The sequence below is a fragment of the Streptomyces sp. NPDC028314 genome (assembly GCF_055565795.1).
This window is the reverse complement of sequence record NZ_JBVHTP010000001.1, coordinates 467103-484308: the sequence shown is the minus strand read 5'-3', so window position 1 is coordinate 484308 and position 17206 is coordinate 467103. Positions and strand designations below refer to the sequence as shown.

Here is a 17206-nt window from a genome sequence, read left to right as displayed (position 1 = left end):
ACCGGGAGGGACACCATGAACCCGCACGACCGTGCGCTGCTGGAAGCCGCCGCAGGCGGTGACGCGGCAGCGGCGAGCGCCGCGCTCGCCGCCGGAGCCACCGTGGACGCACGCGACGAGCAGCTCCGCACGGCACTGCTGCTCGCCGTGCTCGGCGACCACGCGGCCGTCGCCGAACTGCTGATCGCGGCGGGCGCCGACCCCGACGCCCCCGACTCCCGCGAAGACACCCCCTGGCTGGTCACCGGAGTCACGGGCAGCGTGCGGATGATGCGCGTGCTGCTGACCGCCGGGCCGGACCTGCGCCGGCTCAACCGCTTCGGCGGGGTCTGCCTCATCCCGGCCGCCGAGCGCGGGCACACCGCCTACGTCCGGGCCGTGCTCCAGGAGACCGGCATCGACGTGAACCACGTCAACCGGCTCGGCTGGACCGCCCTGCTGGAGGCGGTGATCCTGGGCGACGGCGGGCCGCGCCACGAGGAGGTCGTACGCCTGCTCCTCGCGGCCGGCGCGGACCCGGCCCTCGGCGACCTCGACGGCGTCAGCGCGTACGAGCACGCCGTGCGGCGCGGCTTCCGGGGGATGGCCCGGCTGCTGCGGGAGGCCGGGCGATGAGGCGGCGTACGACAGCCCTCGCGGCGGCCGCGGCCGCGCTGCTGCTGGCGGCCTGCACGGGCCGGCCCGCGCAGCCGACGGACACCCGGTCCGCGGCCGCCGCCCCCGGGCCGGTCGCCCCGGTGCCGGCCCCGGTGAGCGGCAGCACCCCCGACGGCACCCTCCTGGTCGCGGACTTCGGCGCCGACACCGTCACCTTCGTGGACCCCGGACGCGGCCCGGTCGCCGCCGTCCCGGTCGGCCGGGCCCCCTACGGCCTGGCCGTGGGCGCCGACGGCCTGGCCTGGGTGGCCACCGCCGAGGGCGTCGCGGTGCTCGACACGAGGACCCGTACCCGGGTGGCTTCCGTCCCGTACCGCACCGGCACCGGTCCGGCCGCGTACGGGGAGTACCGGGGCGGGGGGATGGGCATCGCGCTCTCGCCCGACGGATCGCGCGCGTACGTCGGCGTCAACGTCCCCGGCACCACGGGCGTCCTGGAGGTCATCGACACCGCGACCCGTACGACCACGGCCGCCGTCCCGGTCGGCCGGCGCCCCTTCGACGTGGACGTGGCGCGCGACGGCTCCGAGGTCTACGTCACCGGACACGACTCCTTCGACGTCACCGTGGTCCCCGCCGGCACGCTCCGCCCGCGCCGCGTCGAGGTCGCCCCCTACGGCACGGAGGGCGGGCTCGGCTCCTGGCTGAAGCCGCACTACGCGGTCGTACGGCCCTCCGACGGGAAGCTGCTGCTGCCCTTCGAGGGGGAGCGGCTCGCGGTGGTCGACCCGCGCACCGGTCGCGTGTCGGTGGAGCGGATGACCGCCGACACCCACCAGCACGGGGCCGCGGTCACCCCCGACGGCCGCCTCCTGGTGGTCGGCACGGGCGCCGTCGACCCCTCCGAAGGCAAGGGGCCGTCCCTCACGGTCCGGGCCCCGGACGGCACGGAACGGGTCCACCCGCTGGAGGGTCCGCACGAGGACGTCGCCGTCTCCCGCGACGGCCGCACGGCCTATGTGGCCGGAGGTTTCACCCGGGAGGGGTACTGGAACGGCATCACGGCCGTCGACCTGGCCGACGGGAGCACGCGTCGGCTGGCCGCCGGCCACCGCCCGCTGGGCATCGCCGTACTCTGAGCCGCGAGACCAAAGCTGGACTTGGAGAGGTCATAAGTTCTCTTTATGGGGCCATAACCAGGGGGCGGGTGCCGGGTTAGGGTGGCCTTAGTTTAGGGTTCCCTTGATCAGTCTGTTCTTCGGTCGAAGGGACCCACTCATGCCTCGCCCCCTGCGGGTAGCAATAGTCGGCGCCGGCCCCGCCGGTATCTACGCGGCCGACGCGCTGCTGAAGTCCGAGGCGGCCGCCGAGCCCGGGGTGTCCATCGACCTCTTCGAGCGGATGCCGGCGCCCTTCGGCCTGATCCGGTACGGCGTGGCCCCCGACCACCCGCGCATCAAGGGCATCATCACCGCCCTGCACCAGGTGCTCGACAAGCCGCAGGTCCGCCTCTTCGGCAACGTCGACTACCCGAACGACATCTCGCTCGACGAGCTGCACTCGTTCTACGACGCCGTGGTCTTCTCCACGGGCGCCACCGCCGACCGCGAGCTGCGCATCCCCGGTGTGGAGCTCGACGGATCGTACGGCGCGGCCGACTTCGTCTCCTGGTACGACGGCCACCCGGACGTCCCGCGCACCTGGCCGCTGGAGGCCGAGAAGGTCGCCGTGCTCGGTGTCGGCAACGTCGCCCTCGACGTCGCCCGCATCCTCGCGAAGACGGCCGACGAACTGCTGCCGACCGAGATCCCGGCCAATGTCCACGACGGGCTCAAGGCCAACAAGGCGCTCGAGGTGCACGTCTTCGGCCGCCGTGGCCCGGCGCAGGCGAAGTTCAGCCCGATGGAGCTGCGCGAGCTCGACCACTCGCCGAACATCGAGGTCATCGTCAACCCCGAGGACATCGACTACGACGACGGCTCGATCGCCGAGCGCCGCAAGAACAAGCAGACCGACATGGTCGCGAAGACCCTGGAGAACTGGGCGATCCGCGACATCGGCGACCGCCCCCACAAGCTGTTCCTGCACTTCTTCGAGTCCCCCGTCGAGGTGCTCGGCGAGGACGGCAAGGTCGTGGGCCTGCGCACCGAGCGCACCGAACTCGACGGCACCGGCAACGTCAAGGGCACCGGAAACTTCACCGACTGGGACGTCCAGTCCGTCTACCGCGCCGTCGGCTACCTGTCGGACGAACTGCCCAAGCTCCCCTGGGACGTCGAGTCCGGCACCGTCCCGGACGAGGGCGGCCGTGTCATGGCCGCGGGCGAGCACCTCGCGTCGACGTACGTGACCGGCTGGATCCGCCGCGGTCCCGTCGGCCTGATCGGCCACACCAAGGGCGACGCGAACGAGACCATCGCGAACCTGCTGGCCGACCACGCCGAAGGCCGGCTGCTCACCCCGGCCGCGCCCGCGCCGGAGGCCGTCGAGGCCTTCCTCACCGAGCGGGAGATCCGCTTCACCACGTGGGAGGGCTGGCACCGGCTGGACGCCGCCGAGAAGGCGCTGGGCGAGCCCCAGGGCCGCGAGCGCGTGAAGATCGTCGAGCGCGAGGAGATGCTCGACGCGAGCGGCGCGTAACCGTCACGGACCGACGAGGGGGCCCGACTGTGGCGGGCCCCCTCGTCGGTCTTGCCGTTTCAGGTCAGTCCGTGATGGACGTGATCTTCTTCGTCTTCAGGTCCGCCTGCACGTGGATCTGCGTGGTGTCGCCGCCGCCCCACGTCAGCGTGACCGTGGCGTTCGTCTTGCCCGCACCGCTTCCGGTGGAGGCGACCTTCCACTGCGCCGGCACGTTCTGGGCGCGCAGCACCCCGTTCGCGTGGTTGGTCTCCTCCCACTTCTTCAGCTCCGCCTGGAGGGGCTTGGAGAGGTAGAAGGAACGCAGCTGGTCGGCCGTCTTGCCGTCGTTGTCGTACGAGGCGTCGATGTAGGCGCCGTAGAAGTCCGCGATACGGGTGAACGCGCCCTCCGGGCTGCCCGAGACCGACGGCAGCGCGGCGGCGGCCGGGGCGCCCTGCGGCGCGGGCCCGTCCGCGGAGGCGGTGGTGACGAAGGCGAGGGAGACAGCCGCCGCGACGGCGGTGGCCGCGGTGGCGAGGGCGATGGCGGTGCGCTTGGCCGGAAGCTTGGACATCGGTGAGACCTTTCCCCGTGCTGAGAAGGTGCCGGTACGGTCCCTGGCACTGCCCTCACCGACGCGGGCCCGGTCCGCGCCGGTTCTCGGGTCGCGGGAAATGGCCGAAAACGGTGCGCGTATGGCGTACGGGGCGGAATGCGACGCCGTCGCGGACGGTTCGGACAAGCGCGATACCCGTACTCCGCACGCACTGGAGAGCTCATGAAGATCGGCATCATCGGCGCCGGCAACATCGGCGGCAACCTCACTCGCCGGCTCACCGCCCTGGGACACCAGGTTTCCGTGGCGAACTCCCGCGGCCCCGAAACGCTTTCGGACCTCGCGCAGGAGACCGGCGCCACCCCCGTCACGGTCTCCGAGGCGGCCCGCGGCGCGGAGATCGTCGTGGTCACCGTCCCGCTGAAGAACGTGCCCGACCTGCCCGCCGGCCTCTTCGACGGGGCGGCCGAAGGCTTCGCCGTCATCGACACCGGCAACTACTACCCCCAGCAGCGCGACGGCCGTATCGCGGCCATCGAGGACGAGGGCCTGACCGAGAGCCGCTGGACCGAGAACCACCTCGGCCACCCGGTGATCAAGGCCTTCAACGGCACCTACGCCGCCGACCTCCTCGACAAGCCGCTGCCGGCCGGGGACCCGGGCCGGATCGCCGTACCGGTGGCCGGTGACGACGAGGCGGCGAAGAAGGCCGTCCGCGGCCTCATCGACGAGCTCGGCTTCGACACGGTCGACGCGGGCGGCATCGACGAGTCCTGGCGCCAGCAGCCCGACACGCCGGTGTACGGACTGCGCGCCGGTGTCGAGGCCGTCACCAAGGCCCTGGCCGAAGCCTCCCCGGTGCGCACGGCGGACTTCCGAGGCTGACCACGACCGCTGACCACGACCGCTGACGGCCGGCCGCCGGCGGCCGGACCCGGGCGACTGCCCGGGGTCCGGCCGGCGTCGGACCGGGCGGTCCGGCTGTGAAAATCGGCATCACCCGGCCGGGTAAATCTGTGATCGCGAATGTAGTCATTGGCTCTCTGGGGGCCTAGTATTTCTGGTGCAGTGAGTCACTGAAACGAAGGTGCTATGCCCCCTGAGAAGTCCCCGCTCGCCGACAGCCTCGACGATGACGACTACCCCGCGTACACCATGGGCCGGGCGGCCGAAATGCTCGGCGCCACCCCCGCATTCCTGCGCGCGCTCGGCGAGGCCAGGCTGGTCACCCCGCTGCGCTCGGAGGGCGGCCACCGCCGGTACTCGCGCTACCAGTTGAGGCTGGCGGCCCGCGCGCGCGAGCTCGTGGACGGCGGTATGGCGCTCGACGCCGCATGCCGGATCATCGCGCTGGAGGACCAGCTGGAAGAGGCCCTGCGGGCCAACGCGGAGATGCGCCGCCACCATGGCGTCTCCGCCGCGGGCGAAGCCCCCTGAGCGGCGGCCGCGGTCCGCGCATACCTGTACCCGCCACTGTAGAAATTCACCGAATACCCGGTGAAGGTTTATGACACGGCAAGCAGGCGCGCGAAAACTTTCCGCGCTCGACGACTAGCGCTGTGCTACGGTGGTTCTCAGTTGCAGTTGTGGTTCCCAAAGACTTCAAGTGCTCCCATCGGATTTTCTCCGGCGGGCGCACTTTTTATTTCCGGATTTTCTTCGGACGGGGCAATCATCACTTCGACTCCGGTGCCCGCACAGTGTGGGTCCGGGTACAGCCCCAAAAGGAGAATTCATATGGCATCTGGCACCGTGAAGTGGTTCAACGCGGAAAAGGGCTTCGGCTTCATCGAGCAGGACGGTGGCGGCGCTGACGTGTTCGCCCACTACTCGAACATCGCCACCCAGGGCTTCCGTGAGCTTCAGGAAGGCCAGAAGGTGAACTTCGACGTCACGCAGGGCCAGAAGGGCCCCCAGGCCGAGAACATCGTTCCCGCCTAAGCGTTGACACGTACTGCGTAGCTGGGGCCCGCACCTTGGGGTGCGGGCCCCAGCTCGTTGTGTTTCCCCAGCTCCGCCGGCCGTCACGGTCCGCGTGAGCGGCGCGGCAGCACCGTCTGCCGAGCGCCCACGACCCGCCCGGGAGGAAGTCCTCCCGGCCGTCGCCCCCGATGCCCGGCCTGTCTTCCGGCCGCCGGGTACGGCGACGCCCTCTCAGCAGTGAACCGATCCGTTCCGCACCGCGTGTACGGCCGGGTCCTGCTGTGTCATTTCTTCGGCTCGTTCTTGAGAATCCGCTGCGGCTTCACGCCAATGCCAGGAATTCCTCGATACGTGCCGCATCGAGGAAGGTTCTGCATGAACCGCACAGCTCGCACCAACGACCGCTCGTCCCGTTCCCGTACGGGCGGCTCGTACGGCTCTTCCAGCTCGTACGGATCCTCCAGCCCGTACAGCTCCTCCGGGTCCGGCAGCTCGTACGGCTCCTCCTCCGGCGGCAGCCGAGGCAGCCGCTTCGGCTCCCCGGCTCCCGGCCGCTCGGGCGGCGGCCGCTCCGGCGGCGGGGCGAACCGTTCCGGCGGATACGGCCGACGGTCCTCCGCCCCGCAGGGCGAATTCGCCCTGCCCGTCACCCTGACCCCGGCGCTGCCGGCCGTCGAGGCCTTCGCGGACCTGGACATGCCCGAGCAGCTGCTGACCGCGCTGACCGCCCAGGGCGTGACCGTGCCGTTCCCGATCCAGGGCGCGACCCTGCCGAACACCCTCGCGGGCCGTGACGTGCTCGGCCGCGGGCGCACCGGCTCCGGCAAGACCCTGGCCTTCGGGCTGGCGCTGCTGGCCCGTACCGCCGGACAGCGCGCCGAACCGGGGCAGCCGCTCGCGCTGATCCTCGTACCGACGCGTGAGCTCGCCCAGCAGGTCACCGACGCGCTCACCCCGTACGCGCGCTCCGTCAAGCTCCGGCTGGCCACGGTCGTCGGCGGGATGTCGATCGGCAAGCAGGCCGCTGCCCTGCGCGGCGGGGCCGAGGTCGTCGTCGCGACCCCCGGACGCCTCAAGGACCTCATCGACCGGGGCGAGTGCCGGCTGAACCAGGTCGGCATCACGGTCCTGGACGAGGCCGACCAGATGGCCGACATGGGCTTCATGCCGCAGGTCACCGCCCTGCTCGACCAGGTGCGCCCCGAGGGCCAGCGGATGCTGTTCTCCGCCACCCTCGACCGCAACGTGGACCTGCTGGTGCGCCGCTACCTGACCGACCCGGTCGTCCACTCGGTCGACCCTTCGGCCGGCGCGGTCACGACGATGGAGCACCACGTGCTCCACGTGCACGGCGGCGACAAGCAGGCCGCCACCACGGAGATCGCCGCCCGCGACGGCCGCGTGATCATGTTCCTGGACACCAAGCACGCGGTGGACCGCCTGACCCAGGACCTGCTGAACAGCGGGGTACGGGCGGCGGCGCTGCACGGCGGCAAGTCGCAGCCCCAGCGCACCCGGACGCTCGCGCAGTTCAAGACCGGGCACGTGACGGTGCTGGTGGCGACGAACGTCGCCGCACGCGGCATCCACGTCGACAACCTCGACCTGGTCGTCAACGTCGACCCGCCGACCGACCACAAGGACTACCTGCACCGCGGCGGCCGCACCGCCCGCGCGGGCGAGTCCGGCAGCGTCGTCACCCTGGTCCTGCCGAACCAGCGCCGGGACATGGTGCGGCTCATGGCCGCCGCCGGGATCACCCCGCAGACCACCCAGGTCCGCTCCGGCGAGGCCGAGCTGAACCGGATCACCGGCGCCCAGGCCCCCTCCGGCGTCCCCGTCACCATCACGGCACCGGTCACGGAGCGGCGTACGCGCAGCGCCGCGTCCACCCGAGGCCGGCGCAGCAGGCCGGCCCAGGCCCGCCGCCGCTCGTACGACAGCGTGGCGTGAGCGCGCTGACCCGACAGGGCCGCACCCGCCGCAGGGCGGACGCCGCATAAGCCTCACGGGGTGCGGGCCCGGCAGTGTGCCGGGCCCGCACTCCGCCGGGCAACCGTGACCGAAGCGTCACCGGACGCCCGCAGCCAAGGGCCTCGCGGCCTTGCTACCTTCCCCCATCAGCCAGAGGGAGGAGGGCCGCCATGCAGGTCAGACCCGGACCCGGACCGAGACCCGGTGCCGGACCCGGTGCCGTGTGCGGTGCCGGATCCATCCGCGGACTCCGTCCGCTTCTCGTACCGGTGCTCCTGGCGGCAGCCCTCGCGGGCTGCGCCGGGGAGAAGCCCGCCGCGTCGGCGAGCCCCGTACCCGCCGCCACACCCTCTGTCACGCCGTCCGCGAGCCCCTCGCCGACCCCGGAGGGCACTGCGAGCGGCCCGGCGGCGTCCACGCCCCCGCCCCCGGCAGCGGTACGGACCGCCCCGCCCGCGGCCCCGGCCCCGGCCACCTTCCTCTCCATGACCGTGGCCACCAAGGGCGGCCGGCTGAGCCTGGTCCGCGGCGGCCCCGCGCAGGAGTTCACGGTCACCCTGCGCAACGGGAACACCCAGGCGTACCGCCACCTGCTGCTCACCTTCCAGATGGAAGGCCTCGTCGCCGCCCCCGGAGACGCTCCCGGCCCCGCCCGGGACCTCATCCTGGAACACCTGGACCCGGCGGGCACCTGGCGCCCCGCCGACCTGCGCATCGCCAACGACTTCAAGCCGTACGAGCTCTACTCGGGCGGCACGCCCCTCGCCCGCGACGCCGTCCGCACCGAGCGCTACCGGCTGCGCGCCACCGCCACGGGCCCCACGGGCAGCTCCCCGGTCGTGGTGAACGCGATCGACACCGACGCCCCGTCAGACACCCCGGAGGAACGCGAACGCCCGGGACACTTCTCCCTGCCCCACACCACCCGCCGCCCCTGACGGGCTCAACGGGCCGTCGTACGAGGGAGGCGCGTGCGACTACCTGGACGGGCGGGGCGCGAGGCAGACTGTCCGGCGTGACAACACTGAGCAAAGGCGCCAACCTGCCGGTCGCGGCTTCCTCGGTCCGGGCGGTGCTCGGCTGGTCGGCCGGGCCCGGCGTCCCGGACGTCGACGGGTCCGCACTGCTGCTGACCGGCAGCGGACGAGTGCGCTCCGACGGGGACTTCGTCTTCTACAACCAGCCCCGGCACGCCTCGGGCGCGGTCCGCCACCTGGGCAAGCAGCCCGGCGCCGACTCCCTGGAAGTGGACCTGGCCGCCCTGGAGCCGGACATCGAGCGCGTCGTGCTGTGCGCGTCCGCCGACGGGGGAGCCTTCGGGCAGGTGCCCGGGCTGAACCTGCGGCTGCTCGACGCCGCGTCCGGTGCGGAGCTGGCCCGCTTTGACATGGCGGCGGACACGGAGACCGCGTACGTGAGCGGTGAGCTCTACCGGCGGTCCGGTGCCTGGAAGTTCCGGGCCGTGGGGCAGGGTTACGCGAGCGGTCTGGCGGGTCTGGCAACCGACTTCGGCATCAGCGTCGACGAGGCGCCGGCCGCGGCCCCCGTACCGGCCCCGGTGTCCGCGCCTCCCGTGAATCCCGCGCCCGCCTTCACCCCGGCCCCGGCCCCCACGGTCGCGCCCGCGGTACCGGGCGTCCGGATGGTCAAGGGCGAGGAACGGCTGCCCGTCGACATGCGCAAGCGCCTCTCCCTGCGCAAGGAGCAGGTGGCCGTCAGCCTGACCAAGGCCGGGGCCGCAGGCGTGACCGCCCGCGTCATCCTCGTCCTCGACGCCTCCGGCTCGATGAGCACGCTCTACTCGCGCGGCACGGTCGCGGGCGTCGTGGAGCGGATGGCCGCCGTCGCCGCGCAACTCGACGACGACGGTGAGATGCAGGCGTGGACCTTCGCCACCAACCCCGCCCGGCTTCCCGACCTGACCATCGGTGAGCTCCCCGAGTGGATCCGCCTGCACGTCAGGGTCGGCCAGATGAGCCTCTTCGGCCGCAAGAAGCCGCCGAAAGGCCTGGTGCCGGGTCAGATCGACATGCGCGCGGTCGGGTTCCAGAACGAGGAACAGAAGGTCATCGCCGAGGTGCGCGCCTACGTACGGGACGTCCCGGTGCCCGCCCCGACCCTCGTGCTGTTCTTCTCCGACGGCGGTGTGTACCGCAACGACGAGATCGAACGGGAACTGCGGGCGGCCGTGGAGGAGCCGGTCTTCTGGCAGTTCGTCGGTCTCGGCAGGGCGGGCTTCGGCGTGCTGGAGCGCTTCGACAACATGCCCGGTCGCCGGGTCGACAACGTCGGCTTCTTCGCCGTCGACGACATCGACACGGTCTCCGATCCGGAGCTGTACGACAAGCTCCTGTCGGAGTTCCCGTCCTGGATGCGCGCCGCCCGAGAGGCCGGTATCCTGCGCTGACGGCCCCGGTACGGCCCCGGGCGCGGCCCTGGTAAGGCCCCCGCGTTACAGCCCCCCGGTCCGGCTCAACCGCCGTGCCCGGGGGCTTCTTGTCGTTCCTCCGCCGGGAATCCGACGGGATCGGCCCCTTGACCTGATGTTGGTCCAGACCACTCATGAGGCGTCCGCCCGTTCGCTCGCGCCCCACCGGGAGCATCGATGAGACGTCGTTCCAGCCCCGTTCGCTCGTTACCGGTCGCCCTGACCATTCGGTGTACGGGGACGACCTCTGCCTGAACTAGAGCGTTAGGCTCGGCCGGGCCCGGGAACGTCCCCGGGCCCGGAAGGGCGGCGGCATGACCAGCGGTACGGACAGCGGTACCGGCAGCGGTGCGAGCCGGGAAGGGGCCGTGCGGATCCTGCGGGCGGCCGACCGCCCGGCGGCCGGCTGGAAGAACGGCGGCGGAGTCACCCGGGAGATCGCCGCGTGGCCCGAGGGCGTCGGCATGGACGCGTTCGCGTGGCGGGTCAGCCTGGCCGACGTCACCGCCGACGGCCCCTTCTCCGCCTTCCCGGGGGTCGAGCGCATCCTCACCGTCGCCGAGGGCGCGGGCATGGACCTCACGGTCGGGGGCGTACACCGCCTCGTGGACGAGCGCTACGCGCCCCAGCACTTCCCCGGTGACCGCCCGACCCACGGCCGGCTCCTGGACGGCCCGGTCGTCAACTTCAACGTGATGTACCGCAGGGACCGGACCCGGGCCGAGGTCGCCGTCGTGCGGGGTGACCTCGCGCTCGCCGTACCGCCCGGCCAGACCCTGCTGGTGGTCGCGCTGGACGGGCCGACGGCCGTCGAGGCCGATGGCCAAAAGCCCGCCGAGTTGGGTCGCTACGACGCGGCCCTGGTGCCCGCCGAGCGCGGCGCCCTCGTACGGACACCGGGGCACGCGGCGCTGGTGAGGCTGGGGCCGCGCCCCTCCTGAGCCGCGGGCGGCGGCCCGTCCGTACGCGACCCCGTGTCCGGATGTGACAGAGAACCGTCATTGCGGCCGTGGTCCCGGACGACCACGATGAACGCATGCCCACGCCCCACCGAGTCGTCATCGCGGTCTTCACCGATGTCGACCTCCTCGACGTCACCGGCCCCGCGGAGGTCTTCGCCCTCGCCAACCGGACATCCGGCAGCCCTCTGTACGACGTACGGCTGGCGGGCCCGGAGGGCGGCCAGGTCACCACCTCGGCCGGTGTCCGCCTGGTCGCCGACCTCTCCTTCGCGGAGGTCGGCGCGGCCGTGGACACGCTCCTGGTCCCCGGCGCCGTCGAACTGGACGAGGAGGGACCGGTCGCGCTCGTCGACGACGCGGTGGTGCGGTGGATCGCCGCCACCGCACCGCACGCCCAGCGCGTGGCGTCGGTGTGCGTGGGAGCCCACCTGCTGGCCGCGGCCGGCCTGCTGGACGGCCTCCGGGCCACCACCCACTGGTCGACCGCCGCCCAGCTGGCGGCCGAACACCCGCGCGTCGAGGTGGACGCGGACCCGATCTTCGTCCGCTCGGGCCGGGTGTGGACCGGGGCCGGCATCAGCGCCTGCATGGACCTGACGCTGGCCCTGGTGGCCGAGGACCACGGCGAGGAACTCGCGCTCGCGGTCGCCCGGCAGCTGGTGATGTACCTCAAACGGCAGGGCGGCCAGAGCCAGTTCAGCGTTCCGCTCAGCCGACCCGCCGCAACGCGCAGGGACATCGACGAACTGCGCCTGTTCATCACCGAACACCTCGACGCGGACCTCTCCGCGGCCGCGCTCGCGGCCCGGATGTGCATGAGCGAGCGGCACTTCGCCCGGACCTTCCGCAAGGAGACGGGCACCAGCCCCGCCGCCTACGTGGAAGCCGTCCGGGTGGAAGCCGCCCGGCGCCTGCTGGAGACCACCGACCAGCCCCTGGAGCAGATCGCCTCCGCCGCGGGCCTGGGCTCGGTGGAGACCCTGCACCGCGCCTTCCGCAAACAGATCGCCACCACCCCGGCCGCGTACCGCCGCCGGTTCCGTACCTCTCCCTGACCGAAGGAATCACCGGACCATGAACGCCTCCACCACCCTGCGCGACGTCATAGGCCTCGACAACACGCCCGCGCGCCTCGCCGATTCGACGCTGTTGATGATCGACTTCCAGAACACCTACCGCTCGGGGGTGCTGGCCCTCGAAGGCGCCGAGCAGGCCCTGGCCGCCGGCGCCCGGCTGCTCGCCGCCGCCCGGGCCGCCGGGGCGCGGGTGATCCACATCGTCAACGACGGCGGCGAGGGCACCCCGTACGACATCCGGGCCGAGATCGGGGCCATCAGTGACGAGGTCGCACCCCGGGACGGGGAACCGGTCGTGGTCAAGCAGGTCCCGAACGCGTTCCACGCCACGGACCTGGAGAAGACGCTCCGGGAGCTGGGCGCAGGCCCCGATCTGGTCCTGGCCGGATTCATGACCCACATGTGCATCACCTTCACCGCCCAGGGGGCCTTCTACCTGGGCTACCGCCCCACCGTCGTCGCCGAGGCGACCGCCACCCGCCCCCTGGCCGGGCCCGACGGCGCCCTGGTGCCGGCCGTCGCCCTCCAGACCGCGAGCCTGACCACGGTCGCGGACCTCTTCGGCACGGTCGTCGCGACGACCGCCGACCTCACCGGCTGAGGAGTACGGGACCACCGCCCGGTGTGCGGCTCCGGCGTCGAGCCGCAGCCGCACACCGGGCGAACCCCAGTTGTATGGAGCCCAGTTCTAGAAGACTTCTCCAGTCCGTTTCTGATCTAGGCTGGCCCGATGGTGAAGCAGCAGCGTGGCGAGGCCACCGTCGAGCTGGTCCTGCGCTCCGCGCTGAGGGTCTACGCCGAATCGGGGCAACAGGGCTTCACCGTCAACGCGGTCACCAAGGCCAGCGGCGTGAGCCTCGGCAGCCTCTACCACCACTTCGGCAGCTTCGACGGCCTGGCGGCCGCGCTCTACACCCGCTGCATGGGGGAGCTGTTCGAGTCGATGATCGCCGCCCTGCTGCGCACCCGTACCGCCCGCACCGGGATCAAGGCGCTGGTGCAGGCCTACCTGCGCTTCACCCAGGAGCAGCGGGACGCTGCGCTGTTCCTCCACGCCTCCGCCTACTCCGGCTATCTGGCCGTACACGCCGAGGAGATCTCCGCGGCCAAGGCCGTCATGCTGGCGCCCATGGCGCAGTGGATGGAGTCGCGGGTCCTGAAGGGCGAAATCGCCCCCATGCCGGGCGCGTTGATCGAAGTCCTGGTCATGGGTCCGGTCGCGGAAGCTGCGCGGCGCTGGCTCTCCGGCACGTACGAGATCGACCTGGCCGAGGCGGCCAGGCTCCTGCCCGACAGTATCTGGCGCTCCCTGCGCCCCGAATGACCCTGCGCCCCCGAATGCCCCGGTGACCCGTGCCGTGAGCGCCGGTGGCGGGGTCAGCCGCAGCCGCCGCAACCACCGCATCCGCCTCCGCCGCAACCGCCTCCGCATCCGCCCCCGCACCCCCCGGAGTTGTCGGTGCGCCGATCCCGATCCCGATCCCGATCCCGGTCGCGCCGCTCCGCGTCGCGCCGCTCCGCCGCCTCCCGGCGCCGCTGCTCGCGCAGTGCGGCCGCCCGCCGGACGCTCTCGCGGTGGGACACCCCGCTCGGTGTCCAGAAGCCGAGCCCATGGCGCCGGCGCGGCAGCAGGGGAGCGGCCGTGACCTGGGGGACGATGCGGCCGCCGGCCTCGTGCACGGCGTACTCGAGGAGTATCTCGGCGCCCTCGTGAGGGACTCCGTACAGCACGGCGGCGAAGGGCTCGCTCAAGGGGTCCACATCGTGGTGCCCGGCGCGCAGGGCCGCCTCGCTGCCGCCGGCCAGCAGCCGGGTGCCGGTGCGGGTGTCCCGGCTCCGGGGCAGGCAGGCGATCAGGGGTTTGCCGGAGGTGTCCCGCGCGTTCGGGTACAGCCAGTGGTGCGCGGACCGGGCGAAGCGGACGCCCACGGCCAGAGTCGGCTGAGGCCCCCGGTGCAACCGCCGGGCGGCCGTGCGCGCCGCGATGCCCACGCCGACCAGGGTGAGCCCGAGGACCAGCAGCGGCAGGGCGGTGATCTGCCGGCCGATGGCGTCGTACGGGGCGCCCGTGCCCCCCGCGCGCAGATCCCGGCGCAGACCCCCCGCCAGTACGGCGGCGCCCGCGAGGCCGAGAGCGAGGCCGGTCAGTGCCGGCCACCAGCCGCGTCGGCGGTGTCCGTCGGGCAGCGCCCCGGGGAGCGGTACCCGGGCCGGTCCGGCTGCGGCCAGGGCGAGTTCACGCTGTCGGCTGCGGGACACGAGCCGGGCACAGGCTCCGTCGAAGGCGTAGAGCGCGAGGGCCAGGGCGAGCCACAGCCCGGCGACGCGCGCGGTGCCGGGGGGTTCCCGCGAGGTGAGGGAGGCGGCCGCGGCCACCGCGATCAGGCCCGCGGAGCACAGGGTGGCACCGGGGAGGAAGCGGAACCAGAGCGGCAGGGCTGCCAGCAGGACCGCCCCGGGGTAGTCGCGCCAGGCCGTGCCGGTCGCCCCGGCCGCCGCGCCGCCCACGCCCAGCAGCAGGAACGCGCCCGCGACCAGAGCCGCGAGGACCCGACTGCCGGCGACGGGGGAGTAGAAGGAGGGCGTACGGGACTTCAGCCAGCGCTCGGCCGCGGGGATCTCCCAGGCCGCCGTGCCCCCCTCGGGTAACACCCCGGCGGGCAGGTGTTTGACGTAGTCGGTCACGGCATCAGTATGCGAGCGCCCCCGGCGCCTGGGAACAGCGATGCGCGCCGCGGCCTGGTACGGGGCCGCGGCGCACCGGAGATCAGTGGAACAGCATCGACGCGCCCCCGGCCGCGGTGGTGACCGAGCCCGGACACAGGAAGCTCCCCGAGACCTTGGTCGCCGTGAAGGCCTGGTTGACGTACTTCCGTGTGGCACCGTCGCGGTTCCACACGATGTTCGTCGCCTTGTAGCGGCAGGAGATGAAGCTCTGCTTGCCGGTGATGTCGATGGAGTCCGTCTTCGCGAGGCCGCTCGCGTCGTCGAAGGTGAAGACGGGGTTGTTGTTGAGGGATGCGGTGATGCCGCCGCCGCAGGACAGGTTGCCGCCGGGAGTGTTGATCGTGGTGCGGTCGACGCTGAGCGTGCTCGGCGGACTCGCGCTGGTACGGGCGTTCGTCCAGCTACAGGTGTTGCCCGCGACGACGATCACCCCGTCGACCCGCTGATCGGCTGCGGGCCCCAGGGCCAGCGCCGTCGTCGAGCCGCCGAGAACCGCTGCGGCCGTCAGCACGGTGACGCAGGGCCATGTGGAGATCTTCCTCATGTCGCTCCTCTTTGCCACGTCCTTGTGGGGGTGTACGGCGAGGCGTGGGGGGCCGCGCCTCACGGAAAGTCCCACAGGGGTCTTGAAATGTCAGGACCATGTCAAGCAATTGGCCGGATGGCGCCCTCCTGGCGGGAGGACGCCCCTGCGGCCGCCGAAGGCCCCGACCGGGAACCGAGGACCCGCCCGGCACCACCACCGCCCCACCACCGCCGCACCACCGCGTTCTCGCAGGCTCTGCGGGACCACCACCGCGTACGTACGCGCCAATCCGCCGGCACGTGAGGCGCCGGGCCAGCACCCACGGGGGAACAGTGATCACTCGAAGGACCGCACTGAGGGCAGGCGTGGCCGCCACCAGCGTCATCGGGACGGGCGGCATGCTGCTGCCCGCCGTGACGGCCGCCGCCAACGAGCCCCGCACCGCGGCCACCACCGCCGGCGACCTCGACCCGGCCGGCATGGCGAAGTTCACGCAGCGGATGCCGCTGGCACCGGTGCTCCAGCCGTACCTCACCACCGGCACCGCCAGCTACTACAGCATGACCCTCAAGGAAGCCTCCAAGGAGATCGTGCCGGGCCTGACCACCCCGCTGCGCACCTTCAACGGATCCTTCCCCGGCCCCGTCATCAAGGCCGAGTCGGGCCGGCGGGTCGTGGTCAAGCAGACCAACACCCTCGGCAACCCCACCTCGATCCACCTGCACGGCGGCCACGTTCCCCAGGACAGCGACGGCTCCCCGATGGACCTCATCGCGGCCAACGGCGGCACCAAGACGTACACGTACCCCAACTCCCAGCCCCACGCGAACCTGTGGTTCCACGACCACGCCCACCACCTGGAGTCCGAGAACGTCTTCCGCGGCCTGACCGCCACCTACCTCCTCACGGACGACACCGAGCGGCGCCTCGGCCTGCCCTCCGGCGCCTACGACGTCCCCGTCTCGCTGCGGGACGCCCGCTTCGCCGAGAACGGCGAACTCGTCTACGAGATGGGCGACTTCCAGCACCGCCACGTCATCCTCGCCAACGGCAAGGCCTGGCCGTACTTCGAGGTCGCGGCCCGCAAGTACCGCTTCCGCTTCTTCAACACGGCCAACATGCGCTTCTTCGACCTCCGGCTGGCCGACGGCTCCGAGATCATCCAGATAGGCACCGACGGCGGCCTCCTCACGGCCCCCCACCACACCGGCTCCGTGGCCATCTCCCCGGGCGAACGGGCCGACGTGGTCATCGACTTCTCCCGTTTCCCCGTCGGCAGCACCGTCGAGCTCCACAACAAGGCCGCGGCGCCCGGCGAACCGGAGGACCTGATCGGCAAGGTGCTCCAGTTCAAGATCACCCGTTCCGCGAGCGACGACAGCGTCGTCCCGGCGGCCCTCCGTACGCTGCCGCCGCTTCCGGTCGCCACCGTCAACCGCAGCATCGAGCTGCGGATGGACGAGACGGGCGGGCCGCACGACATGGCGTACATCGACGGCAAGACGTACGACATGAACCGCATCGACACCGAGATCGCCTACGGTTCCACCGAGATCTGGACCGTGAAGAACGCCAACCAGTTCGTCCCGCACAACTTCCACATGCACCTGGTGCAGTTCCGGGTGCTGGAGCGCAACGGGCAGCCGGTCACGGCCGGTCCGGAGACCGGGCTCAAGGACACCGTCCCGCTGATGCCGGGGGAGACCGTGAAGCTCCAGGCCACCTTCACCGGCTACCGGGGCACGTACGTCTACCACTGCCACATGTTCGACCACGGCGCGATGGGCATGATGGCGAACATGCGCATCTCCTGAC

General features: G+C 72.2%; 17 protein-coding genes. 14 read left to right on the top strand and 3 right to left on the bottom strand.

Annotated features, from left to right (window positions below; translation table 11 throughout):
• Positions 1 to 15: 15 nt before the first annotated feature.
• From ACZ4TG_RS02220 to ACZ4TG_RS02210, 3 genes are all read left to right on the top strand, one after another.
• Positions 16 to 615, top strand: a complete 600-nt coding sequence (locus tag ACZ4TG_RS02220; protein WP_468159406.1) for an ankyrin repeat domain-containing protein — start codon at positions 16 to 18, stop codon at positions 613 to 615.
• Positions 612 to 1736, top strand: a complete 1125-nt coding sequence (locus ACZ4TG_RS02215) for a YncE family protein (protein ID WP_468159405.1) — start codon at positions 612 to 614, stop codon at positions 1734 to 1736. Before ACZ4TG_RS02220 ends, ACZ4TG_RS02215 begins: the two co-directional genes overlap by 4 nt.
• A gap of 139 nt (positions 1737 to 1875) precedes the next feature.
• Entirely contained in the window at positions 1876 to 3237 is a 1362-nt protein-coding gene (locus tag ACZ4TG_RS02210; protein WP_468159404.1) for an FAD-dependent oxidoreductase, read from the top strand.
• A gap of 64 nt (positions 3238 to 3301) precedes the next feature.
• Here ACZ4TG_RS02210 and ACZ4TG_RS02205 read toward each other — a convergent pair whose 3' ends face one another.
• Positions 3302 to 3793 carry a hypothetical protein gene (locus ACZ4TG_RS02205; RefSeq protein ID WP_468159403.1) on the bottom strand — a complete coding sequence of 164 codons (492 nt, stop codon included), beginning with the start codon at positions 3791 to 3793 and terminating at the stop codon, positions 3302 to 3304.
• Between the two features lie 138 nt (positions 3794 to 3931).
• Here ACZ4TG_RS02205 and ACZ4TG_RS02200 point away from each other — a divergent pair, with 138 nt between their 5' ends.
• The 10 genes from ACZ4TG_RS02200 (at position 3932) to ACZ4TG_RS02155 (ending at position 13462) form a co-directional block, all read left to right on the top strand.
• Positions 3932 to 4660, top strand: coding sequence for an NADPH-dependent F420 reductase (locus tag ACZ4TG_RS02200; protein WP_468159402.1), 729 nt, complete (start codon positions 3932 to 3934; stop codon positions 4658 to 4660).
• Between the two features lie 207 nt (positions 4661 to 4867).
• Positions 4868 to 5212 (top strand): MerR family transcriptional regulator, encoded by a 345-nt coding sequence (locus ACZ4TG_RS02195; RefSeq protein WP_468159401.1) that lies wholly within the window; start codon positions 4868 to 4870, stop codon positions 5210 to 5212.
• A gap of 300 nt (positions 5213 to 5512) precedes the next feature.
• On the top strand, positions 5513 to 5716 hold the full coding sequence (locus ACZ4TG_RS02190; protein WP_030228921.1) for a cold-shock protein: 204 nt from the start codon (positions 5513 to 5515) through the stop codon (positions 5714 to 5716).
• A 357-nt stretch (positions 5717 to 6073) separates the two neighbouring features.
• Positions 6074 to 7651: a DEAD/DEAH box helicase gene (locus ACZ4TG_RS02185; RefSeq protein WP_468159400.1), complete on the top strand. Its 1578-nt coding sequence runs from the start codon at positions 6074 to 6076 to the stop codon at positions 7649 to 7651.
• Between the two features lie 506 nt (positions 7652 to 8157).
• On the top strand, positions 8158 to 8610 hold the full coding sequence (locus ACZ4TG_RS02180; RefSeq protein WP_468159399.1) for a hypothetical protein: 453 nt from the start codon (positions 8158 to 8160) through the stop codon (positions 8608 to 8610).
• 77 nt (positions 8611 to 8687) lie between these two features.
• Positions 8688 to 10079, top strand: coding sequence for a VWA domain-containing protein (locus ACZ4TG_RS02175; protein WP_468159398.1), 1392 nt, complete (start codon positions 8688 to 8690; stop codon positions 10077 to 10079).
• A gap of 335 nt (positions 10080 to 10414) precedes the next feature.
• Positions 10415 to 11041 carry a HutD/Ves family protein gene (locus ACZ4TG_RS02170; protein ID WP_468159397.1) on the top strand — a complete coding sequence of 209 codons (627 nt, stop codon included), beginning with the start codon at positions 10415 to 10417 and terminating at the stop codon, positions 11039 to 11041.
• Positions 11042 to 11136: 95 nt separating this feature from the next.
• Entirely contained in the window at positions 11137 to 12117 is a 981-nt protein-coding gene (locus ACZ4TG_RS02165) for a GlxA family transcriptional regulator (RefSeq protein ID WP_468159396.1), read from the top strand.
• Between the two features lie 19 nt (positions 12118 to 12136).
• Positions 12137 to 12739, top strand: a complete 603-nt coding sequence (locus tag ACZ4TG_RS02160; protein ID WP_468159395.1) for an isochorismatase family protein — start codon at positions 12137 to 12139, stop codon at positions 12737 to 12739.
• A 129-nt stretch (positions 12740 to 12868) separates the two neighbouring features.
• Positions 12869 to 13462, top strand: a complete 594-nt coding sequence (locus ACZ4TG_RS02155) for a TetR/AcrR family transcriptional regulator (RefSeq protein WP_468159394.1) — start codon at positions 12869 to 12871, stop codon at positions 13460 to 13462.
• A gap of 53 nt (positions 13463 to 13515) precedes the next feature.
• Here the strand turns inward: ACZ4TG_RS02155 and ACZ4TG_RS02150 are convergent, their stop codons facing one another.
• The gene (locus tag ACZ4TG_RS02150; RefSeq protein ID WP_468159393.1) at positions 13516 to 14823 is read right to left on the bottom strand and encodes a hypothetical protein; all 1308 of its coding nucleotides are present in this window, start codon (positions 14821 to 14823) and stop codon (positions 13516 to 13518) included.
• Between the two features lie 82 nt (positions 14824 to 14905).
• Positions 14906 to 15409, bottom strand: coding sequence for a hypothetical protein (locus tag ACZ4TG_RS02145; protein ID WP_468159392.1), 504 nt, complete (start codon positions 15407 to 15409; stop codon positions 14906 to 14908).
• Between the two features lie 314 nt (positions 15410 to 15723).
• Here ACZ4TG_RS02145 and ACZ4TG_RS02140 point away from each other — a divergent pair, with 314 nt between their 5' ends.
• Positions 15724 to 17205, top strand: coding sequence for a multicopper oxidase family protein (locus ACZ4TG_RS02140; RefSeq protein ID WP_468159391.1), 1482 nt, complete (start codon positions 15724 to 15726; stop codon positions 17203 to 17205).
• Position 17206: the final 1 nt, after the last annotated feature.